Origin of the sequence: Helicobacter sp. 11-8110 (genome assembly GCF_003288905.1) — a bacterium.
GTDB classification, from domain to species: Bacteria; Campylobacterota; Campylobacteria; order Campylobacterales; family Helicobacteraceae; genus Helicobacter_D; species Helicobacter_D colisuis.
This window is the reverse complement of sequence record NZ_NHYL01000001.1, coordinates 151,834-173,213: the sequence shown is the minus strand read 5'-3', so window position 1 is coordinate 173,213 and position 21,380 is coordinate 151,834. Positions and strand designations below refer to the sequence as shown.

Genomic DNA, 21,380 nt, shown 5'->3' with positions numbered 1-21,380 from the left:
AGTGAAAAATGAGTAATACTAATCAAGAAATACTTGCAAATTTCTCAAGAATCAAATTTTATTGTGATACTAATCGATGTATAGAATGTCATGGGTGTGATGTAGCTTGTAAAGAGGCACATCATTTGCCTGTTGGCGTTAATCGCCGTAGAGTTGTTGTGCTCAATGAAGGACAAGTAGGCAAAGAAAGCGCTGTATCAGTAGCTTGTATGCATTGTGCTGATGCACCTTGTGCGCAAGTTTGCCCCGTAGATTGTTTTTATATCCGTGCAGATGGAATTGTTTTACACGATAAAAAGACTTGTATTGGTTGTGGTTATTGTTTGTATGCTTGTCCTTTTGGTGCTCCACAATTCCCTAAAAATGGTGTATTTGAAAGTCGTGGTGCAATGGATAAATGCACTTTCTGTGCAGGTGGTCCAGAAGAAACTAACAGCGAAGAAGAATACAGACTTTATGGACAAAATAGAATCGCTGAGGGTAAAGTGCCAATGTGTGCAAGTATGTGTTCTACTAAAGCGCTTTTAGCAGGAAGTAGCGAAGAAGTGTCTAATATTATTACGCATCGTGCAACCGTGAGAGGCGAAAATATGCCAAATGCTGTGCCAAATGTGTGGAAAACCGCTTATGGAAATTAGGAGGATTCTATGAAAGCTTATAAAAATTTCTTTAGAATCTTTGTAATTTTAATGGGATTTGCTTTGACTTTATGGGCGGCAAATCCAAGCGTTCCACAAGAAGGAGGCAAGCAATATGCAGAAGTGATTGAAGGAAATAATGCTTTAATGCAAAATCCTATGAACACAAAACTTTATGGGGGACCTGAAGTAGAAGCAATTAAAGACTGGGGAGTGAATTCTCCAAACGCTACAGGTTGGGGTGAGATCTTCACTCTTTTGCAAGGGCATTATTTTGCGACTATTTTTGCAGTTATTGTTATTTTAGTTCCTTTAGCTTTTTTAGCCCATTTTATTGTTGTAGGGCAGAAAAAATTTTCTCATGGTCGAAAAATTAAAGTTTTCTCGCGTTATAACATTATAGTGCATTGGTGCGCTGCAATCCCTTTTGTAATTTTGTGCTTAACGGGATTGGTTATGGTCTTTGGTGATAAACTTGGCGGAGGTGGCTTTGTTAGATTTGCTAGAGATGTGCATGGAATTGTAACGATTTTGTTTGCAATTTTTGGTATTTTGATGTTTTTAATGTGGGTAAAACCTGCACTTTTCAAACTTTATGACATTAAATGGCTAATGATTATGGGAGGTTATTTAAGCAAAGAAAAGCGTCCTATTCCTGCTGGTAAATTTAATGCTGGTCAAAAAATGTGGTTTTGGGTTTGCACACTTGGTGGGTTTATGATGATTATTTCTGGTGTTTTTATGTTCTTCCAATTTAGTGATATTGAAACGCTAAGAATTATGGCTTTGGTGCATAATGTGATAGGATTTCTTATTATAGCACTTTTGATTACTCATATTTATATGGCTGTTTTTGCTATTGAAGGCGCATTAAGCTCTATTATTGATGGAAATATGGGTGAAGAAGAAATTGCTATTTTACATAGCTATTATTATCAAGAAATCAATAAAGCCTAAGATGAATCAATTTTATCAAAATTTACAGATAGAGCAAATTTCTCCTAGTGGATTTAGTTCCACTAGAGAGGATTGTGTTGTTAAAGAAGAGCGCATTGCTTTTTATCTTAATGGTCAAAAATTACTCTCTGTAATGAGTATCCCTTATGAGCAAGATTATCATTTTATTGGTTTTTTATTAAGTGAAGGCGTGATTAGCAATCTTTCGTGTATTGATTATGTTGAAATTGCAAAAGATGGAAAATCTGTGCGATTAGAGGCAAAAATAGATAAAAAAATGTTGAAAAGTCTTTTTAGAGAAAAAACTTTAACTTCGGGTTGTTGCGTTGGTGTTGCTGGTAATTTAGAAGGCAATGTCATTACTAAATTTATTGAAAGTCCCTATAAAGTAACGACTGAAAAAATTTTTGAACATTTAAGTTTTTTTGAGACAAATACAGAGCTTTTTTCTAAAACAGGTTGTGTGCATAAGGCGATGCTGGTTTTGGGAGATAAGATTTTTATTTCAGAAGATATTGGTCGGCATAATGCAATTGATAAGGTTATGGGCAAGGCAAGGATGTTGGGTTTTGAGACGCACGATTCTATACTTTTTGTAAGCGGGAGATTGTCTTTGGAGATGATTGTTAAGGCGGTTATGCATAATATTCCTATTGTAGTTTCTAAGGCTGCGGCTACTTTTATGGGGATTAAAGCTGCTCAAGAAACAGGAGTAACACTTATTGGCTTTGCTAGAGGTAAAAAGGCAAATGTCTATACACATAGTGGCAGAATCATCAGATAACAAAGCCCTATAATAACTTTTGAGTGTTTTTAAAGAAAACCAAAAAAAGTAAATAGAAGTGTAAAAAAGTAATTTAAAAAACAAATGAAAGTTTGCAAAATAGCTCTAGGTTTAATTTAATAAAGGGTGAGGCAAGAGTTGTTTTATGGATTTTTGATTGCCCAAAAAGCTTTAGTAAAGTGGTGATTCTAGAATTGTTAAGATATTCTTGGCATTTTTTGGGCAAGATTTCATGTAGAAAATTATTTAAAGGTATTTTAAATGGAAAAAATACATAGTCGCAAAGAATGGATTAGGAATCTAAAAAGCCAAATTATGGGTTTGTATAGCGCTGGAAAGAGCGATAAGGAGATTAAAAAACAGATTCGTGGAGAATTTAATAAATATTCTACAACACCAGAAAAAATCATACAAGTTATTTTTGCAGTTTTGCTAATTGGATTTATCTTGCTTGGAATCCACATTGGCTATACTATTTTACTATGGGAAGCAAATCTTTATGCTTATAATGATTCTTTGTGGTCTCCATATGTTTCAATGTTGATTTTTGGCATAGTGTGTGTGCTTTTGTTTATGATTTTTAGCTTTTGGTTTGGATTTTTTATGGACTGGCTACTCTATCACAAAGTTCTCAATGATTCTTTGGATGAAAATTTTTATCTTAAATTGTTTAAAGCTTTACTTGTTTTAACTTGCCTAGGGTTTATTGTTTTTATGGTTATGGTTTTTGTTGTGGGGTGGCAAATTTCTGAATTTTATGGAATGCCCTTAGGGAGAAGTTTGTTTGAAACTTTTATGGAGATTATTGATTGATGGAAGTTGGTGTTATTAAAAAGCTGAAGCTTGCTAGATTTGTGGAATTTGGAGCTTACTTACAAGATAAAGATGAAGAGGTTTTGTTGCCTAAGAAATATTTGCCAAAAGATTCTAAAATAAATGATATGATTGAAGTATTTTTGTATCATGATTCAGAAGGGAGGGTGATTGCCACAACGCTAAAGCCTAAAGCGCAAAGGGGTGAAATTGCTGTTTTAAGAGTGGTGGATAGGAATTATTTGGGTTGTTTTTTGGATTTAGGAATTGCCAAAGATTTATTTATGCCCACTCAAAATCCACAAAAATTTAGTATAAATTCTCAAGTGCTAGTGTTTATCACCACAGATAAACAAGGGCGTTTGATAGCTAAGGGGAATATTAAGTCTTATTTAAAGGACTTAAGAGATTGTAATAATCAAGAACTTAGGGCTTTTTCTAAGGTAGAAATATTCCCTTTTAGAAAAAGTGAATTGGGCTATGAATGTGTTATTAATGGAGAGTATCTTGGGCTTTTGCATCAAAATGAAGTATTTGGTGGCATTGAATTTTTTGTTAAAAGGGAAGGGTATATTAAAAGAATCTATCCTAATGGAAAATGTGATTTGTCTCTCAAGCTACCTTTGACTAAAAAAGATTCTGCTAGTGAAGTACAAGAAGTGTTAAAGAAGCTAAAAGAGAGTGGAGGACATTTAAAAATGCATTATGATAGCAATCCAAAAGAGATTGCAAAGATTTTTAAAATGAGTAAAAAATCTTTTAAAAAAGCTTTAACTTCCTTAATAGAACAAGATAAAATAATACTGAAAGCCAAAGAAGGAGTTTGGCTAAAAGTTTGAAAAAATATAAATTTTTTCAGATAGAGTTAGATTTTAGATAATTTTTGCTATTCTACGAAACAATTCTTTAAAAAAGGAGAGGGTATGAAAAAGAACATTGTGTTTTTTGAAGCAAGAGGCGGAAGCGATAAAGGACCTGATGGTTATAGAAAAGATACTATGCCTATGGTTAATGCACTCAAAGCCAAGGGTTGGAATGCGGAAGTTATCTTTTTTACTGATGATATTTTGCGAGACCAAACAGAGCGCAACAAAATCTATGAGTATGTCAAGAATACTGCTGATGGCTATGTCTCACGCGTCAATCCAGGGAATCTCAAGGAAGAAAAATTGTATTTTGATGTATTGCGTAAGCTTTGTGATGATGGGCTTGTAGGTATGCCTCATCCTGATGCAATGATAGGCTATGGAGCCAAAGATGCACTCACAAAACTTGCAGATACAGAGCTTGTGCCTAGCGATACCTATGCGTATTATGATCCAGCAGAAGCCAAACGCATTGGGATAACATGGAGTGATATACATGATTTCAAAAAAACATTTCCAAAAACTCTAGCTAAGGGTGAGCGTGTCCTAAAGCAAAATCGTGGATCTACAGGCGAGGGAATTTGGCGTGTGCGTTTAGAATCTCCAAATGATTATGGCAAGGTTAATTCACTGCCGCTTGATACAAAAATAATCTGCACAGAAGCCAAAGATAACCACACAGAAGAGCGAAAATTGGGAGAATTTATGGATTTTTGTGAGCATTATTTGGTAGGCGATAATGGTATGCTTGTGGATATGACATTTTTACCGCGTATCAAAGAAGGGGAAATTAGAATCCTTATGTTATACAAAACCCCTGTATATGTCGTGCATAAAAAACCAGCTGAAGGTGGCGATGCCTTTTCTGCAACACTTTTTAGTGGAGCAAAATATCGCTATGATGAACCCAGAGATTGGCAGAGCCTTATTGATTGGTTTTTAGCCCAACTTCCAGAGATTCGATCCAAGCTAGGAAATTATGATTTACCACTTATTTGGACAGCGGATTTTATTCTTGATACAGATTCACAAGGCAAGGATAAATATGTCTTGGGTGAAATTAATTGCTCGTGCGTAGGCTTTACTTCTCCAGCAGAATTTATGGAAAAAATCGCTCTTATGGTGGGTGATACTATCGTTGATATTGTAAGTAAGCAAAAAGCTTAGATTCTAGAAATTTTGGCATTATTAGGAGAATGGGGTTAGATTCTAAGATAGATTGCTCTATCTTAGAATCGGCATTATACTTCAAATAAATCTGTGCTAAGGTATCTTTCACCTGTATCGCATAAAATCGTTACGATATTAGCATTAGGATATTTTTTAGCAATTTCTTTTGCACCCCATAGATTTGCACCACTTGAAATTCCTACCAACACACCTTCATTTTTTGCAATTTTTCTTGCTTCTTGTGCTGCCCACTCTGCATCAACTTGCAAAACCTCATCAATCAAACTTGTATCCAAAGTTTCAGGAATAAACCCTGCTCCAATACCTTGAATCTTGTGAGGTCCGGGGGCGCCACCGCTAATAACAGGCGAATTTATTGGCTCAACGGCAATAATCTTTACATTGGGATTTTTTTGCTTTAAGACAGATCCTACACCGCTTAAAGTCCCGCCTGTCCCAACTGCACTCACAAATACATCAATCTTGCCATCCATTGCCTCCAAAATCTCTAGCGCGGTAGTTTTGCGATGCACTTCAGGATTTGCCTTGTTTTGGAATTGCTGCAATACAAGAGAGTTTGGAATCTCTTTTTGCAATTCCAAAGCGCGAGACACAGCGCCTTTCATACCTTGTGGTGCTGGAGTAAGCTCTAATTTTGCACCAAATGCGCTAAGCAACTTGCGTCGCTCAATACTCATAGATTCTGGCATTGTAAGAATAAGCTTAATGCCCTTAGCTGCACACACAGAGGCTAAGCCTATACCTGTATTCCCGCTTGTTGGCTCGATTAGAATTGTGTTTTCATTGATCTTACCTTCGCGTATCGCACTTTCAATCATATTAAGCGCAATCCGATCTTTAACCGATCCACTTGGGTTAAAAAACTCACACTTACCATAAATATTAGCCCCACTTTCTTTGGAAAGTGATTTGATAAACAAAAGAGGGGTATTGCCTATACCCTCACTAATAGACTGCATAACCTTCATGAAAAACTCCTTAAGACATACTAAAATAAAAAAATTAAATACTTAAAATAAGTGTATTGATTTATACAAAAAAAAATATTTTTTGTCAATGGATGATTATATTTTTTGTGTTTAGTTGTTTCAAAAGCAAACATTAGAGACAAAAAAAGAAAGTTTAAATTTTTTTTGCCTATTTTTTAAGATTTTTTTTGTATGATTTTGGAATATTATAAAAGTATTTTAAGGAGTAGTCAATGAGTTTTTTCACAGAATATCAAGAACAAGTCAAACAAAGAGCAGAGCAAAATATTCCTCCACTTCCTTTAACAAAAGAACAAGTAATTGAAGTGATTGAATTATTAAAAAAAGGCGAAAGGCAAGAGGAGTTAATCGATTTATTGTCTAATCGTGTTTCGCCGGGTGTTGATGAAGCAGCTAAGGTTAAGGCAGAATTTTTAAACCAGATTGTGCAAGGTGAAGTCAATATTAGTGGTATTTCTAAAGTTTTGGCAGTAAAATTACTTGGCACTATGCTTGGAGGCTACAATATTACTCCTTTAGTAACAGCTTTAAATTCTCGTGAAGTAAAAGTGGCTAAAGCAGCATCGGAGGCTTTAAAGCATACTTTGCTTGTTTATGATTCCTTTAATGAAATTGCAACACTAAGCAAGAGTAATACCTATGCCAAAGAAGTGCTAAAATCATGGGCTAATGCAGAGTGGTTTCTCTCTAAAGAACCTTTAGCAGAAAAGATTACAGCTGTAGTTTTTAAGATTGATGGCGAGACAAATACTGATGATTTAAGTCCTGCAAGTGATGCTTTTACGCGAAGCGATATTCCTTTGCACGCACAAGCTATGTTAAAAAGTCGCACCCAAAATGCCTTTGGTAGAATTGAGGAGCTTAAGAAGAAGGGATATCCGCTTGTTTATGTGGGTGATGTCGTAGGGACAGGAAGTTCTAGAAAGTCAGCTTGCAACTCTTTAGTATGGCATATGGGGCGAGAGATTCCTTATATTCCAAACAAAAAGGCAGGTGGTTTGGTGATTGGTAGTGTCATTGCACCAATTTTCTTTAACACTTGTGAAGATAGTGGTTGTTTGCCTATTGTTGCACCTGTAAGTGAGCTTAATGAAGGTGATGTTATAGAGATTTATCCCTATAAAGGTGAGATTTGCAAAAATGGAGCGGTAGTTTCAAAATTTGATTTAAAGCCTAATACACTTGCTGATGAAATTCGTGCTGGAGGCAGAATTAATCTCATTATTGGTAGAGGATTAACCGCTAAGGCAAGAGAGTTTTTGGGAATGCCAAAAGAAGAAATTTTTGCAAAACCTCAAGTGCCAAAAGGGAGCACACAAGGATTTACACTTGCGCAAAAAATGGTGGGTAGAGCCTGTGGAATTGAAGGGATTTTGCCGGGAACTTATTGTGAGCCTAGAGTAAGCACCGTTGGTAGTCAAGACACTACAGGAGCGATGACACGCGATGAGATTAAGGAACTCGCTTCTTTAGGATTTAGCGCAGATTTTGTATTGCAAAGTTTTTGCCATACTGCAGCTTATCCTAAACCCGCAGATGTTAAACTCCATGCAACTTTGCCACAATTTATGAGTAGTCGCGGTGGGGTGGCTTTGAGACCGGGTGATGGTGTTATTCACTCTTGGCTTAATCGCATGGTATTGCCAGATAGCGTTGGGACAGGTGGGGATTCGCATACGCGTTTTCCCATTGGAATTAGTTTTCCTGCAGGAAGTGGGCTTGTAGCATTTGCAGCTGTAACTGGTTCTATGCCACTTGATATGCCTGAATCAGTGCTTGTGCGATTTAGTGGCAAAATGCAGCCTGGAATCACATTAAGAGATTTGGTTAATGCAATCCCTTATTATGCAATCAAGCAAGGATTATTAAGTGTAGAAAAAAAAGGAAAGAAAAATATTTTCAGCGGTAAAATCTTGGAGATTGAGGGCTTACCAGATTTGAAAGTTGAACAAGCTTTTGAGTTAAGTGATGCGAGTGCAGAGAGAAGTGCAGCAGCTTGCACGGTTGCCTTAAACAAAGAGCCCATTATTGAATATTTAAAATCCAATATTTCGTTGATTGAAGCTATGATTAAAGCTGGTTATCAAGATAGTGCAACTCTAAAAAGAAGAGCGCAAAAAATGCAAGAGTGGATTGATAATCCTGTGCTTTTAAAAGCTGATTCTAACGCGCAGTATGCTGCTGTTATTGAGATTAATCTCGATGAAATTACGGAACCAATTTTAGCATGTCCTAATGATCCAGATGATGTGGCAACGCTAAGTGAAATTTTAAATGATCCAAATCGCCCACATAGTATTGATGAAGTCTTTATTGGAAGCTGTATGACAAATATTGGGCATTATCGTGCTTTAGGGGAGGTTTTGAAGGGCGAGGGAATGGTGCCTACAACCCTTTGGATTGCGCCACCAACAAAAATGGATGCTAGAGAGCTTACAGAGGAGGGATATTATTCAGTCTTTGGGGCTGCTGGAGCGCGAATTGAGCTTCCTGGTTGTAGTTTATGTATGGGAAATCAAGCGCGTGTTAGAGATAATGCAGTTGTATTCTCAACTTCCACAAGAAATTTTGATAACCGAATGGGGAAAGGTGCTAAAGTTTATTTGGGGAGTGCGGAATTGGCGGCACTTTGTGCATTGCTTGGAAGAATCCCAACAAAACAAGAATATTTGGATTTAATTCCTAAAAAACTGCAAGGAAAGGAAAATCAAATTTATCGTTATTTGAATTTTAATCTTTTGGAAAATTGGGAACTAGATTAATAAAATTTAAGGCAAGATTGTATTAAAGAATCGCTATCTTGCCTTAAAATAAATTTAATATTTAGGGTTATTTTTAAAACAAAGTTGATTCTGCTTTATTGTTACAAATGTTTGCAAATACTTTTTAAGTTTTTTTATCTTTCTTTTTTTAAGGGTTCATCCTTTTTATCGATGATTTTTGTTATTTTGTGATTTTGGACTTTAAAGTTCAAAAGATAACTTTTATTTTTTGTTAATTTTTATTTAATAAAAAAAAAGATAAAATTTTTGGGATTGCAGTGGTAATCATAATTTTATTTTATAAGGAGTATTAAATGGAGAGGTGGTTTTTGTCATTATCTTCAGTATTAGTGGCTTGTAGTCTTACTTTGAATGCTAATCCTTTGATTCAAAGTGCAAAAGATAATGGATTGGTACCTTTACCAAAAAACCAAAAAGAGGTCGATAAAGTATTGCGAGAAATGGGAGTGGAATTTAGCCCTTTTACTGAAGCTAAAGCTGAACTTGGTAAAAAATTGTATTTTGAACCTCGTTTATCTAAAAGTGGAATTATTTCTTGTAATACCTGTCATAATTTAGGAATGGGCGGAACAGATGGAATTTCAGCAGCAGTAGGTCATAAATGGACAGTAAATCCACACCATTTAAATTCCCCAACAGTTTATAATTCAGTCTTAAATGCTTCTCAATTTTGGGATGGAAGAGCAGGGACACTTGCTGATCAAGCCAAAGGACCTATTGAAGCAGAGCCTGAAATGGCAACACCTGCAAAGCTTGCTGTTGAAAAAATTGCTTCGTTACCTGAATATGTAAATGAATTCAAAAAAATATACGGAAAAGAAGGGGTAACTTTTGATAATATCGCTGATGCAATTGCAAATTTTGAGCGAACTCTTATTACACCTTCTCGATTTGATAAATTTTTAGAGGGAGATACAAAAGCATTAACCAAAGCAGAGCAAGAGGGATTGCAAGTATTTTTAGATAAAGGTTGTGCAGCTTGTCATAATGGAATTAATTTGGGGGGAACTATGCAGGCTTTCCAAGTAGCTGGACAATATAAATTTGCAAATTTAGGGGATTTCAAAGGTGATGCTAATGGAATGGTTAAAACTCCTACTTTAAGAAATATTGCTGAGACAGCACCTTATTTCCATAATGGAGCAATTTGGTCTCTTAATGATGCAATTCAAGAAATGGGAAGTGTGCAACTTGGAATTGAAATTTCTAAAGCAGAAGCAGAAAAAATTTCTACATTCTTAAAATCTCTCACAGGTGAAAAACCAGTTGTTACTTATCCACAGCTCCCTATTTCTACAGATAAAACTCCAAAGCCAGAGCTTTAAGTAATCTGATAAATCATCAATAAGCTAGATTCTAGCTTATTGACAAATTTCAATTCCTAGGATTTTATCTCCTTGTTTAATTAAATCGAGGACTTTTAAACTTTCTTCATCTTCTATTTGCCCAAACACTGTATGCTCTCCATCTAAGTGAGGCTGTGGAGCAAAACAAATAAAGAATTGACTGCCTCCTGTGTTACGACCAGCATGTGCCATTGAGAGTGTTCCTTTTAAATGTTTATGGGGATTGTTTTGTAACTCGCATTTAATAGCATAGCCTGGACCACCTCTGCCATCGCCATTAGGGCAACCTCCTTGTGCAACAAAACCTGCAATAACGCGATGAAAATTTAATCCATTGTAAAATCCATTTTGAGCTAAAGAAGCAAAATTGGCTACTGTATTGGGTGCTTCATTGGGGAAAAGTTTTACTTTCATATCACCTTTTTCTGTATGAATGATAGCATTTTGAAGTGATTTTAATTCTTCCTTTGAAAGATTGAATTCTTTTAATTCCATTTTAATTCCTTGAATTTTAATTTTTGTTTTTAAAGGGTTTTTATTGTAGTATTTTATGAATTAAAGATAAATAATTTTGGAGTCTATTTTTAATATGCTTAAGATATTATTGAGTTTGTTGTGTGTGTTAAATTTGTATGCGCAATCACCCAAGTGGCTAGATAGCGGATTGAAAATTGTTTCTTCTTTTGGAATACAAGATTATAAAGAGGGTTATGGCTTAATTATTAATGAAGGTTTAATTATTACAAGTGCGAGTTTAGTTTATAGAGAATCTAAGGCAAAAGATATTTTACTCTATGATAGCCAATCGCCTAGCTATGTAGTTGCCTGTCTTAGTCATGCAGAAATATTAGCTTTAGATTCTAATCTAGACTTAGCAATTTTAAAGCCACAAAAATTCACAGATATTTATTGCAATATTCTTCCAGAGCCAAATTTACGAGCTTTAAATTTTAGAGAAAAATCTTTTGATATTTTTAATAATTCTTATTTAAAGACTTTGGATAATTCTTTAAAAATAGAGTATTTTTATGAACAAGAGTGGTCTAATTTTGCCACTGAACAAACTATATTAGGGGCGATTAAAAATCTCCCTCAAGACAAAAATGAAGAAATGTTAGGAATGCCTTTGTTTGCTGAAGAAAAATTTGTAGGAATTATACAAGAAAAGGGCAGTGTTTTGGGGGGTCAAGAAATTTTAAAGTTTATTTGCAAAATTCATCAAACCACTTCTATTTTAGATTTCTATTTAGATGAGAAAAAGTATTGCCAATAAAGCACTTATGCTAATGCTTATTATTAGCGGAATTAAAGTTAAATAAGGATATAATCTAAAACTTTTTTTATAAAGCAAAAGGGAATAAATGTCTGATTTGTTAAACCAAGATATACAGAATGTAAATATTGAAGACTCTATTAAAGAGAGCTATCTTGATTACTCAATGAGTGTAATTGTGGGGCGTGCTTTGCCTGATGCACGAGATGGATTAAAGCCAGTTCATAGAAGAATTTTATATGCAATGTATGAGCTTGGAGTAACTTCAAAAGCAAAATACAAAAAATCTGCAAGAATCGTTGGAGATGTTATTGGTAAATATCATCCACACGGAGATACGGCGGTTTATGATGCTTTAGTAAGAATGGCGCAAGATTTTTCTATGCGCCTAGAATTAGTTGATGGGCAAGGAAACTTTGGAAGTATTGATGGTGATAGTGCAGCAGCTATGCGTTACACTGAAGCAAAGATGACTCAAGCAGCCGAAGAGGTTTTGAGGGATATTGATAAAGATACAGTGGATTTTCTCCCAAACTATGATGACACACTAAAAGAGCCTGATATTCTTCCTAGTCGTTTGCCTAATTTGCTTGTTAATGGTTCAAATGGAATTGCTGTGGGTATGGCTACTAATATTCCTCCACATAGAATTGATGAAATTATTGATGCTTTGGTGTATTTAATTGATTACCCAAAAGCAGAGTTGAATGAAATTTTACAATTCATTGAAGGACCAGATTTCCCCACAGGTGGAATCATTTATGGTAGAAATGGCATTAGAGAAGCTTATGAAACAGGGCGTGGTCGAATCAAGATTCGCGCTAAAATCCATATTGAAAAAACTAAAACAAAAGATATTATTGTAATTGATGAGATACCCTATCAAGTCAATAAAGCAAGATTAGTAGAGCAAATTGCGGAATTAGCTAAAGAGAAAGTGATTGAAGGCATTGCAGAAGTAAGAGATGAATCTGATAGAGATGGAATAAGGGTGGTCGTGGAATTAAAAAGAGAAGCAATGAGCGAGATTGTTCTTAATCATCTCTTTAAATCTACGCCAATGGAAAGCACTTTTGGGATTATTTTACTTGCTATTTACAATAAAGAGCCTAAGATTTTTACACTTTTGGAATTGCTTGGTTTGTTTATTTCTCATCGTAAGAGTGTGGTTATTAGGCGCACAATTTTTGAACTTGAAAAGGCAAAGGCTAGAGCGCATATTTTAGAGGGCTTGAGAATTGCTTTGGAAAATATTGATGAAATTGTTGCCTTGATTCGTTCTAGTAGCGATCCAAAAGTTGCCAAAGAGGGTTTGATTGAGAAGTTTAATCTTAGCGAGATACAAGCACAAGCGATTTTGGATATGCGTTTGCAACGCCTAACAGGCTTAGAGAGAGATAAAATTGAAAATGAATATCAAGAATTAATTAAAGAGATTGAATATTTAAGCTCAATTCTAAGAAGTGAGGAATTACTTAATAAAATTATCAAAGAAGAATTGCTTGAAATTAAAGAAAAATTTAGCACAAAGCGTTTGACAGCTATTGAAGAGGATTATGAGAGTATTGATGTGGAGGATTTAATCCCAAATGAAGCTGTAGTGGTTACAATGAGTCATCGTGGATATGTCAAAAGAGTGCCAGTTAGGACTTATGAAAAACAAAATCGCGGAGGCAAGGGGAAAATTTCTGCTAATACACATGATGATGATTTTATTGAAAGCTTTTTTGTCTCTGACACACATGATACGATTATGTTTATTACTAACAAAGGGCAGTTGTATTGGTTAAAGGTTTATAAAATTCCAGAAGCAAGTCGCACCGCCATTGGAAAAGCAGTGGTGAATCTAATTAACCTTGCACCTGATGAAAAGATTATGGCTACTATTACAACAAAAGACTTTAATGAAGATAAGTCTATTGCATTTTTTACAAAAAATGGAATCATCAAACGCACTAATTTAAGTGAATTTAAAAACATTCGTAGTGTTGGGGTAAAGGCTATCAATCTTGATGGTGATGATGAGCTTGTAACAGCAAAAATCATTCATCCAGAGATTCAGCAGATACTTGTGGTTACTTATGAAGGAATGTGTGTGCGCTTTGGCGTTGATAATGTCCGTGAGATTGGTCGGGTAGCGCGAGGGGTTACAGCTATTAAATTCAAGATTCCAGAAGATTATGTAATCGGTGCTACCGTGGTTTCTAGCGAAAATGAAGAAATCTTAAGTGTTAGCGAAAAAGGTATAGGAAAACGCACGGAAGTTAATGAATATCGCATTACTAATCGTGGCGGTAAGGGTGTTATTGCAATGAAGCTCACTAGCAAGACAGGAAAACTTGTGGGCGTAGTTAATGTAGATGAGAATATGGACTTAATGGTCTTGACTTCTAGCGGAAAAATGATTCGTGTTGATATGCAGACAATTCGCAAAGCAGGACGTGCTACAAGTGGTGTGATTATCGTTAATGTAGATGATGATAAAGTTGTCTCTATTGCAAGATGCCCTAAAGAAGAAAAAGAAATAGAAGAAGATTTACCAGAAGGGGATAATGGATTATTGGAATTTAACAATGGGGAATAATGCATAAAATATTCTTTGGAATTATGATTTGCAGTATTGTTGCAGGGGCTGCAGAGTATATCTTTTCTTATAGGGTAGCTATTAAAAATGGAATTATTTTGAATGAAAAATATTATTTTTCTCCTGCAATGTTGAGCGCTAATTTGTTGGATAAAATTAAAAATCCTTATAAAAAATGCGAGATTGTGCATAATAGTAAAAGCGAAAGAGAATTTTTAGATTTTGCAAAAGAGGAAATTTTAGAATGTTTTTTTAAATGGGGTGTGAAGCTAGAAGATAGAAGCAAAGCTTCTAATTATCAAGGCGAGTTTGTAAGCCTTTTATCAATCCCTGCAACGCGCATTAAAGTTGAATATGAAAGGGGGATTGCTACAATCTATCATCTTGTAGCAAATAAAAAGGAGAAGTGATGAAGTTAGCTATTGTTGAAGATGATATTAATATGAGGAAGTCTTTAGAGATTGCCCTTGGTGAATATGAAGAATTTGAAGTTGTGAGCTTTAAAAACGCTAAAGATGCACTCAAAAAACTTGATGATAGCATTGATTTAATTATCACTGATATTAATATGCCACAAATGGATGGAATTGAGTTTTTAAGGGAATTAAATGGGCGTTATGAAGCCTTGATTATCACGGGTAATGCGACTTTAAATAAGGCAATTGATTCAATTAGGCTTGGAGTGAAAGATTTTCTAACTAAACCTTTTGATATTGAAACTCTGGTGGCAGCGATTCATCGTGCTAAAAAAGCCAAAGAAATAATCGCTAAAATCCCTAAAAAAAGTGAAGAAGCTGAAGGGCAAAGCTTTATCTCCACTTCTCCAGCATTGCAAAAAGCTCTAATGCTTGCAAATAAAGCTGCTAAAACTGATGCATCAATTTTATTGTTGGGAGAGAGCGGGGTTGGAAAAGAAGTGTTTGCTAATTATATTCACAATAATTCTCTTAGAGCAAAAGCGCCTTTTGTTGCAATTAATATGGCAGCAATTCCTGATAATCTTCTTGAATCAGAGCTTTTTGGTTATGAAAAGGGTGCCTTTACAGATGCAACAGAAGGGAGAGCAGGGAAGTTTGAAAGTGCTAATGGCGGAAGTGTGTTTTTAGATGAAATTGGAGAAATGCCTGCTAGTCTCCAAGCAAAGCTTTTGCGCGTTTTGCAAGAAAAAGAGATTGTAAGACTTGGGAGTAGTAAGCCAATTAAAGTGGATATACGCTTTATTGCAGCCACTAATGCAGACATTCAAAAAAAGATTAAAAAGGGTGAGTTTAGGGAAGATTTATTTTTTAGACTACAAACAATTCCTATTCATATTCCACCATTACGCGAAAGGACAGAGGAGATTATTCCGCTTTGTGAATGGAAACTAGAGGAAGTAGATAAGCAATATGGAGTGGGAAAGAAAAAATGGGGAGAAGGAGCAAAAGAACAATTGCTTTCTTATAGGTGGCCTGGAAATATTAGGGAGCTTTTGTCGGTTGTGGAGCGGGCTGCGATTTTGTGTGAAGATGACACTATTATGCCTGAGGATTTGTTTTTAAGTTCTAGAGAAAGTGGTGGAGCTAAAAAAATCGCTAATTTAGAGGAAGAATTGATTTATGAAGCGCTAAAGGTGTCTGATTCGGATATAGATAGTGCAGCTGAGCTTTTGGGAATGCAAAAGCAAGTATTGTTAGAAAAAATAAAACATTACCATATTAATTTTTAAGGAGTTGTTTATGAAAAAGTTTAATGTTGCTGTTGTTGGGGCTACTGGAGCTGTTGGTGAAGAGATTTTTAAGATTCTAGAAGAAAGAAATTTTCCTATTAATAAACTTGTGCCTTTGGCGAGTGCAAGAAGCGTGGGGAGAGAAATTACTTATAAAGATGAAGCCTATAAGGTAAAGGAGCTTACTCATAGTGTTTTTGAAGAAGAAGAAATTGAGATTGCCTTTTTTTCTGCAGGTGGAAGTGTGAGTGCGGAATTTGCGCCAAGTGCCGCTAGGGCTGGGGCTGTTGTGATTGATAATACTAGTCATTTTAGAATGCAAAAAGATGTGCCTTTGGTTGTGCCTGAGGTAAATCCGCAGGATATTGCATTGTGGGAGAAAGTTGGAATCATCGCAAACCCTAATTGTTCAACCATACAAATGGTGCAAGTTCTAGCACCTTTACACAATGCTTTTAAAATCAAAAGAGTGGATGTTAGCACTTATCAAGCTGTTTCAGGTGCGGGCAAAAAGGGAATGGAGGAATTAGTCTTGCAAATGCAGAAGTTTTTTGAATTTAATATGGATTCAGTAGAGCCAAAGGCATTCCCTCATCGAATTGCACTTAATCTTATTCCACATATTGATGTGTTTTTGGATAATGATTACACAAAAGAAGAAATGAAAATGGTTAATGAGACCAATAAGATTATGCATAGTGAATTTGCAGTGAGTGCAACTTGTGTGCGTGTGCCTGTTTTAAGAAGTCATAGCGAATCTATCACCATTGCTTTTGAACAAGAAGTGAGTGCAGAGGAAGCTAGAGAAGTTTTAAGAAAAGCAGAATCAGTAGTTGTCATTGATAGTCCTAAAGAAAAATCTTACCCTATGCCTTCTTTGGCAACAGATACTGATGAGACTTATGTGGGTAGAATCCGTGTTGATAATTATGATAAAAAGATTTTACACCTTTGGTGCGTGGCAGATCAAATTCGCGTTGGCGCAGCTACTAATGCAGTAAGAATTGCGCAAAAATGGGCAGAAATGCAAAAGTAAATCAAGGAAAAATTGATGCAAAAAGTCCATTCAATTCTTTTTGTTTGTTTGGGAAATATTTGCCGATCTCCTTTGGCAGAGGGGATTGCAAAGCATTTGGCGCAAAAAGAGGGTTTGAATCTCAAGATTGATTCGGCAGGAACAAGTGGTTGGCATATTGATGAACCACCCTGTGCTTATTCTATTGCGATTGCCAAAAAATATAAAATTGATATTTCACAGCTAAGAGGGCGAAGGGTTAATGTTTATGGTGATGATTCTTTTGATTATATTGTAGCAATGGATAGGCAAAACTATCAAGACTTGCTTTCAATGGGATTTAAAAAAGAAAAAGTCAAACTTATGGGAGATTTTGGGCTAGAGGGTCAAGATATACCTGATCCCTATCATTATAAAAATTTAGAAGGATTTGAGAAAATTTATACTATGCTTGAAGTGGCGATTAAAGCACTTTATAGCACGATTAAAGATTAGTCTTTAAGTGTTGTATTGAATAGAAATTCCCATTTTGGGGAGATTAAAGAAATTTTCATCTAAATAATAAATATTCTTATATCCCATCTCAACTAATTTACTCCCAAAATCCGCTGCGCTTGCTCCACTATGACAATAAAGCACGATTCTTTTATCGGGATTTTCTTGCGCAATAAAACCAATTCGCGAAAGAGAAACAAGATTAAGCGCATTGGAAATATGACTAATGAGAAAATATCCTCTAGAGCGTAAGTCAATAATGATGCAATTATCAAGTTTATCATTTTGCAAATCAATTGGCTTAGCTAAGCTTTTATTTTTAATATACATTTGTACCCTTTATGAAATTTTAGCTAGAATCAAAGAATGAAAAGAGTTTATTATATCACAAAAAAAAATACAAATAAAACAATCAAAGCAGTGGAATATTTGGAGCTTTTAGAAATTTGCTTTATAGAAGATTCTGCGCTTAAACAAAAGATTAAAGAAGTAGATGGTTTGCTTTTTACTTCCAAAAATGCCGTTTTTGCCTTAGAGCATTTTGCTCCTAAAGAATGCCAGAATCTGCCTTGTTATGTGATTGGAGAGGGAAGTAAAAAAGTGTTGGAAAGTTTTGGTGGCAAGGTAGAATTTGTAGCTTCTACTGCTTATGGGGATTTATTTGGTAAGGAATTAGTAGAGATTTTACAGAAAAAAAAAGTGCTTTTTATTCGCGCTAAAAAAGTCGCTTCTAATCTCGTAGAAATTTTAAGAAATGGAGGGATTTTGGTGAGTGAATCAATTTTGTATGAGACTAAAATTTTATCGATTCCTGAGGTTGATAAACAGAGAATTAGCGATGATTCTATTTTCTTTTTTAGTGCCCCCTCAAGTCTTAAGGCTTTTTTAAAAAATTATGCTTGGAGAGATAGCTACTTGGCACTTTGTATTGGTAAAAGCACTGCTAAAGTGGCAAAGGAACTTTTAGGGGAAAAAGCAAAAATATTGCTTTCGCCTAAAATTGACATAGAAAATTCATTAGAATTTGCTAAAGAACTTGCTATGGAAAATAATAATGAGTAAAATTGATTTAAAAACAGCCACAATTCCAAGATTATTTTTCACTTATTTTTTACCCTCATTGGTTGCAATGCTAGCTTTATCAACTTATTCCACTATTGATGGAATCTTTGTGGGTAAAAAGTTAGGCGAAAATGCCTTAGCTGCCATTGGGATTGCGTGGCCCATTTTTCCCATCCTTATTGCCTTTGAATTGCTTTTTAGTGTAGGCGCTGCAGCGATGAGTTCTTATTTTTTGGGAAAAGGAAAGCCTTTTAGGGCTAGAATCATCTTTAGCTCCGTTTTTTATTTTGCAGTTTTTACTTCTTTGGTGGGCGGAATCATACTCTATTGTTTTAGCGATACGATTGCCTTGTATCTTGGATCTAGTGAGACTTTATTGCCTTTGGTTATAGAATATACAGAGATTATTTATTTGGGGGCTTTTATTATTGTCTTACACCCAATGCTTGATATTTTTGCCATCAATGATAAACAGCCTATTTTGGCGATGATAGCAATGATAGTTGGGGCTTTGATGAATATTGTTTTAAATTATCTTTTTTTATTTGTTTTAGAGTGGGGGATTCACTCAAGTGCTTTGGCTACAATTTTGGGGCATGGGATTGGAATGTGTATTTTATTACAACATTTTTTACGCAAAAAGGGAGATTTATTTTTAATCAAAGCTTTTGATATTTATGCAATTTTGATGGCAACCAAAAATGGTATCCCTCAAAGTAGCTCTGAAATTAGTGTAAGTATGATGATGTTAATTTTTAATCATACTATTGTTGGAATTGCTGGAGATAGGGGATTGGCGATTTATAGTGTTTTAATGTATGTAGGTATCATACCTTTTACCATTTTATTATCAATGGCTCAAGGGATTCAGCCTATTGCAAGTTTTAATTATGGGGCTAAGCTTTTTAAAAGAGTAAAAGAAGTTTTTTATTTTGGTTTGGGGTTTAGTTTATTGGGAGGAGTGGCGCTTTATATTAGTTTTTATTGTCTGTCGCCTTTGATTGTTCCTTTGTTTTTGCAAGATAATATTGTTTTGCGCGATCCTAGTTTGATTAATGATGTAAAAGTAGCTATGGATATTTATTTTTTAGGTTATGTTCTTTTGGGGGTTAATATTGTCAGTGCAATTTTCTTTCAATCCATTCAAAGAACAACAAGTTCATTTATTATTACTTTTTCCTATACTTTATTTTTTGCTTTGTTTTTTGTTTTGATATTATCAAAAATTTATGGATTTATAGGAGTGATTATTTCCTATCCTCTTGGGATTTTGTGTGCAAGTTTTGTTTCTTTGGTAGTTATATTTTATGAACAAAGATTTGGGATTTTAAAAATCAAATATTAATAAAAAATTTAAGTTTTTGATTAATTTAAATTATTAATAAAATGTTTATAAAAGTAAGAGTAGTATTGTCTTCATGAGTTAGGTATTTACTCAAAAATTATTTTTTTAGGAGGTAGTTTATGGCAACTCGAAAAGAACACGACTTTATAGGAGAGCTTGAAATACCAGAAGATGTTTATTACGGAGTGCAAACTTATCGCGCAGTAGATAATTTTCATATGACACAGCGTAAATTAAGAGACTATCCATTTTTTATTAAAGCTTTTGCACAAGTCAAAAAAGCTGCTGCTTTGGCTAATAAAGAAGTAGGGGTTTTAGATGCGGATAAGGCAGATGCTTTAGCGGCTGCTTGCGATAGATTGATTGCAGGAGAGTTTATTGAGCAATTTGTTGTTGATATGATTCAAGGTGGTGCTGGAACTTCTACTAATATGAATGTTAATGAAGTGCTAACTAATATTGCACTAGAAAGTATGGGACATAAAAAAGGTGAATATCAATACCTTCATCCAAACGATCACACAAATTTGGGGCAATCTACTAATGATACTTATCCAAGTTCTATTAAAGTTGCAGCACATAAGAAGCTAGGGGATTTGCTTGAAGCAATGGAAGAATTAAAAGAAGAGCTTCTTAAAAAAGCTAAGGAATATAAAGATTATATTAAAATGGGAAGAACGGAGCTTGAAGATGCTGTGCCAACTACTTTGGGAAATACTTTTAATGCCTTTGCAAGTTACATTAAAAGTGATATTGCAAAACTTAAAGCTGCAAGAGAGGTTATGGAAGTTTTAAATCTTGGTGCAACAGCAATTGGAACAGGAATTAATTGCCATCCAGATTATAAAAATGTTGTTGAAAGAAAAATGCAAGAAATTACTGGAGTAAATTTTAGACCTGCAGAAGATTTGATTGCAGCTACTCAAGACACTGCTGATTTTGTTTATGTAAGTGGTTGTTTAAAGACTGCTGCAGTAAGACTTTCTAAGATTGCTAATGATTTAAGATTAATGAATTCAGGACCTCGATGTGGATTAGGCGAAATTAATTTACCTAAAATGCAGCCTGGAAGTTCTATTATGCCTGGTAAGGTAAATCCTGTGATTTGTGAAGCTGTCGGTGAAGCTTGCTATGAAGTAATTGGCAATGATGTAACTATTATGCTTTGTAGCGAGAGAGGAGAATTTGAGCTTAACGCATTTGAACCTGGAATTGCCTATGCGCTTTTTAATTCATTGGTTGTGTTAGAAAACGCTATGAAAACTTTAGCGCAAAAAGCTATTAAGCATTTAACTGCAAATCCTGAGGCTTGCAAGCAATCTGTGCTTAATTCTATTGGGATTGTAACAGCCTTTAATCCAATTTTGGGATATGAAAAATCCGCAAGTATTGCAAAAGAAGCTTTGCAAACTGGAAAATCAGTGGGAGATATTTGTTTGGAGAGAGGATATTTATCTAAAGAAGAAATTAGTGAAATATTAGATCCAAAAAATATGCTTAATCCACAAATGAAAGCAAAGAAATAAGGTCT

20 protein-coding genes are annotated in these 21,380 nt (G+C 34.9%); 17 read left to right on the top strand and 3 right to left on the bottom strand.

Annotated elements, in window-relative coordinates:
* Positions 1 to 8 precede the first annotated feature (8 nt).
* The 6 genes from fdh3B to CCY98_RS00775 all read left to right on the top strand — a co-directional run bounded on the left by fdh3B (position 9) and on the right by CCY98_RS00775 (position 5,225).
* Positions 9 to 638, top strand: a complete 630-nt coding sequence (fdh3B, locus tag CCY98_RS00800) for a formate dehydrogenase FDH3 subunit beta (RefSeq protein ID WP_006655699.1) — start codon at positions 9 to 11, stop codon at positions 636 to 638.
* 9 nt (positions 639 to 647) lie between these two features.
* Positions 648 to 1,595: a formate dehydrogenase subunit gamma gene (locus CCY98_RS00795; RefSeq protein WP_112056708.1), complete on the top strand. Its 948-nt coding sequence runs from the start codon at positions 648 to 650 to the stop codon at positions 1,593 to 1,595.
* 1 nt (position 1,596) lies between these two features.
* On the top strand, positions 1,597 to 2,379 hold the full coding sequence (gene fdhD, locus CCY98_RS00790) for a formate dehydrogenase accessory sulfurtransferase FdhD (protein WP_112057067.1): 783 nt from the start codon (positions 1,597 to 1,599) through the stop codon (positions 2,377 to 2,379).
* Between the two features lie 261 nt (positions 2,380 to 2,640).
* Positions 2,641 to 3,192: a hypothetical protein gene (locus tag CCY98_RS00785; RefSeq protein WP_242099467.1), complete on the top strand. Its 552-nt coding sequence runs from the start codon at positions 2,641 to 2,643 to the stop codon at positions 3,190 to 3,192.
* The gene (locus tag CCY98_RS00780; protein ID WP_112056707.1) at positions 3,192 to 4,031 is read left to right on the top strand and encodes a S1-like domain-containing RNA-binding protein; all 840 of its coding nucleotides are present in this window, start codon (positions 3,192 to 3,194) and stop codon (positions 4,029 to 4,031) included. Before CCY98_RS00785 ends, CCY98_RS00780 begins: the two co-directional genes overlap by 1 nt.
* An 84-nt stretch (positions 4,032 to 4,115) precedes the next feature.
* Entirely contained in the window at positions 4,116 to 5,225 is a 1,110-nt protein-coding gene (locus tag CCY98_RS00775; RefSeq protein ID WP_112056706.1) for a Cj0069 family protein, read from the top strand.
* A gap of 74 nt (positions 5,226 to 5,299) precedes the next feature.
* Here CCY98_RS00775 and cysK read toward each other — a convergent pair whose 3' ends face one another.
* A complete protein-coding gene (gene cysK / locus CCY98_RS00770) occupies positions 5,300 to 6,217 on the bottom strand; it encodes a cysteine synthase A (protein ID WP_112056705.1) in 918 nt (305 codons plus the stop codon).
* Between the two features lie 233 nt (positions 6,218 to 6,450).
* On the opposite strand from cysK, the gene acnB reads away from it, so the two are divergent.
* Positions 6,451 to 9,000 (top strand): bifunctional aconitate hydratase 2/2-methylisocitrate dehydratase, encoded by a 2,550-nt coding sequence (gene acnB, locus CCY98_RS00765; RefSeq protein ID WP_112056704.1) that lies wholly within the window; start codon positions 6,451 to 6,453, stop codon positions 8,998 to 9,000.
* A 329-nt stretch (positions 9,001 to 9,329) separates the two neighbouring features.
* The gene (locus tag CCY98_RS00760) at positions 9,330 to 10,346 is read left to right on the top strand and encodes a cytochrome-c peroxidase (protein WP_112057066.1); all 1,017 of its coding nucleotides are present in this window, start codon (positions 9,330 to 9,332) and stop codon (positions 10,344 to 10,346) included.
* 36 nt (positions 10,347 to 10,382) lie between these two features.
* Here CCY98_RS00760 and CCY98_RS00755 read toward each other — a convergent pair whose 3' ends face one another.
* Positions 10,383 to 10,862 carry a peptidylprolyl isomerase gene (locus CCY98_RS00755; RefSeq protein ID WP_112056703.1) on the bottom strand — a complete coding sequence of 160 codons (480 nt, stop codon included), beginning with the start codon at positions 10,860 to 10,862 and terminating at the stop codon, positions 10,383 to 10,385.
* 94 nt (positions 10,863 to 10,956) lie between these two features.
* On the opposite strand from CCY98_RS00755, the gene CCY98_RS00750 reads away from it, so the two are divergent.
* The 6 genes from CCY98_RS00750 (at position 10,957) to CCY98_RS00725 (ending at position 17,442) form a co-directional block, all read left to right on the top strand.
* The gene (locus CCY98_RS00750; protein WP_112057065.1) at positions 10,957 to 11,640 is read left to right on the top strand and encodes a hypothetical protein; all 684 of its coding nucleotides are present in this window, start codon (positions 10,957 to 10,959) and stop codon (positions 11,638 to 11,640) included.
* Positions 11,641 to 11,728: 88 nt separating this feature from the next.
* Entirely contained in the window at positions 11,729 to 14,224 is a 2,496-nt protein-coding gene (gene gyrA, locus CCY98_RS00745; protein ID WP_112056702.1) for a DNA topoisomerase (ATP-hydrolyzing) subunit A, read from the top strand.
* Positions 14,224 to 14,634, top strand: a complete 411-nt coding sequence (locus tag CCY98_RS00740) for a hypothetical protein (RefSeq protein WP_112056701.1) — start codon at positions 14,224 to 14,226, stop codon at positions 14,632 to 14,634. The genes gyrA and CCY98_RS00740 overlap by 1 nt, the downstream gene beginning before the upstream one ends.
* Positions 14,634 to 15,932, top strand: a complete 1,299-nt coding sequence (locus CCY98_RS00735) for a sigma-54 dependent transcriptional regulator (RefSeq protein ID WP_112056700.1) — start codon at positions 14,634 to 14,636, stop codon at positions 15,930 to 15,932. Before CCY98_RS00740 ends, CCY98_RS00735 begins: the two co-directional genes overlap by 1 nt.
* 10 nt (positions 15,933 to 15,942) lie before the next feature.
* A complete protein-coding gene (locus CCY98_RS00730; RefSeq protein WP_112056699.1) occupies positions 15,943 to 16,968 on the top strand; it encodes an aspartate-semialdehyde dehydrogenase in 1,026 nt (341 codons plus the stop codon).
* 15 nt (positions 16,969 to 16,983) lie between these two features.
* Entirely contained in the window at positions 16,984 to 17,442 is a 459-nt protein-coding gene (locus CCY98_RS00725; protein ID WP_112056698.1) for a low molecular weight protein-tyrosine-phosphatase, read from the top strand.
* 3 nt (positions 17,443 to 17,445) lie between these two features.
* On the opposite strand, the gene CCY98_RS00720 is transcribed toward CCY98_RS00725, so the two are convergent.
* Positions 17,446 to 17,772, bottom strand: coding sequence for a rhodanese-like domain-containing protein (locus tag CCY98_RS00720; protein ID WP_112056697.1), 327 nt, complete (start codon positions 17,770 to 17,772; stop codon positions 17,446 to 17,448).
* Positions 17,773 to 17,808: 36 nt separating this feature from the next.
* Between CCY98_RS00720 and CCY98_RS00715 the strand changes: the two genes are divergently transcribed.
* The 3 genes from CCY98_RS00715 (at position 17,809) to CCY98_RS00705 (ending at position 21,375) form a co-directional block, all read left to right on the top strand.
* Positions 17,809 to 18,504 (top strand): uroporphyrinogen-III synthase, encoded by a 696-nt coding sequence (locus tag CCY98_RS00715; protein ID WP_112056696.1) that lies wholly within the window; start codon positions 17,809 to 17,811, stop codon positions 18,502 to 18,504.
* Positions 18,497 to 19,849, top strand: a complete 1,353-nt coding sequence (locus CCY98_RS00710; protein ID WP_112056695.1) for an MATE family efflux transporter — start codon at positions 18,497 to 18,499, stop codon at positions 19,847 to 19,849. Before CCY98_RS00715 ends, CCY98_RS00710 begins: the two co-directional genes overlap by 8 nt.
* Before the next feature lie 119 nt (positions 19,850 to 19,968).
* Positions 19,969 to 21,375, top strand: coding sequence for an aspartate ammonia-lyase (locus tag CCY98_RS00705; RefSeq protein ID WP_112056694.1), 1,407 nt, complete (start codon positions 19,969 to 19,971; stop codon positions 21,373 to 21,375).
* Positions 21,376 to 21,380 lie beyond the last annotated feature (5 nt).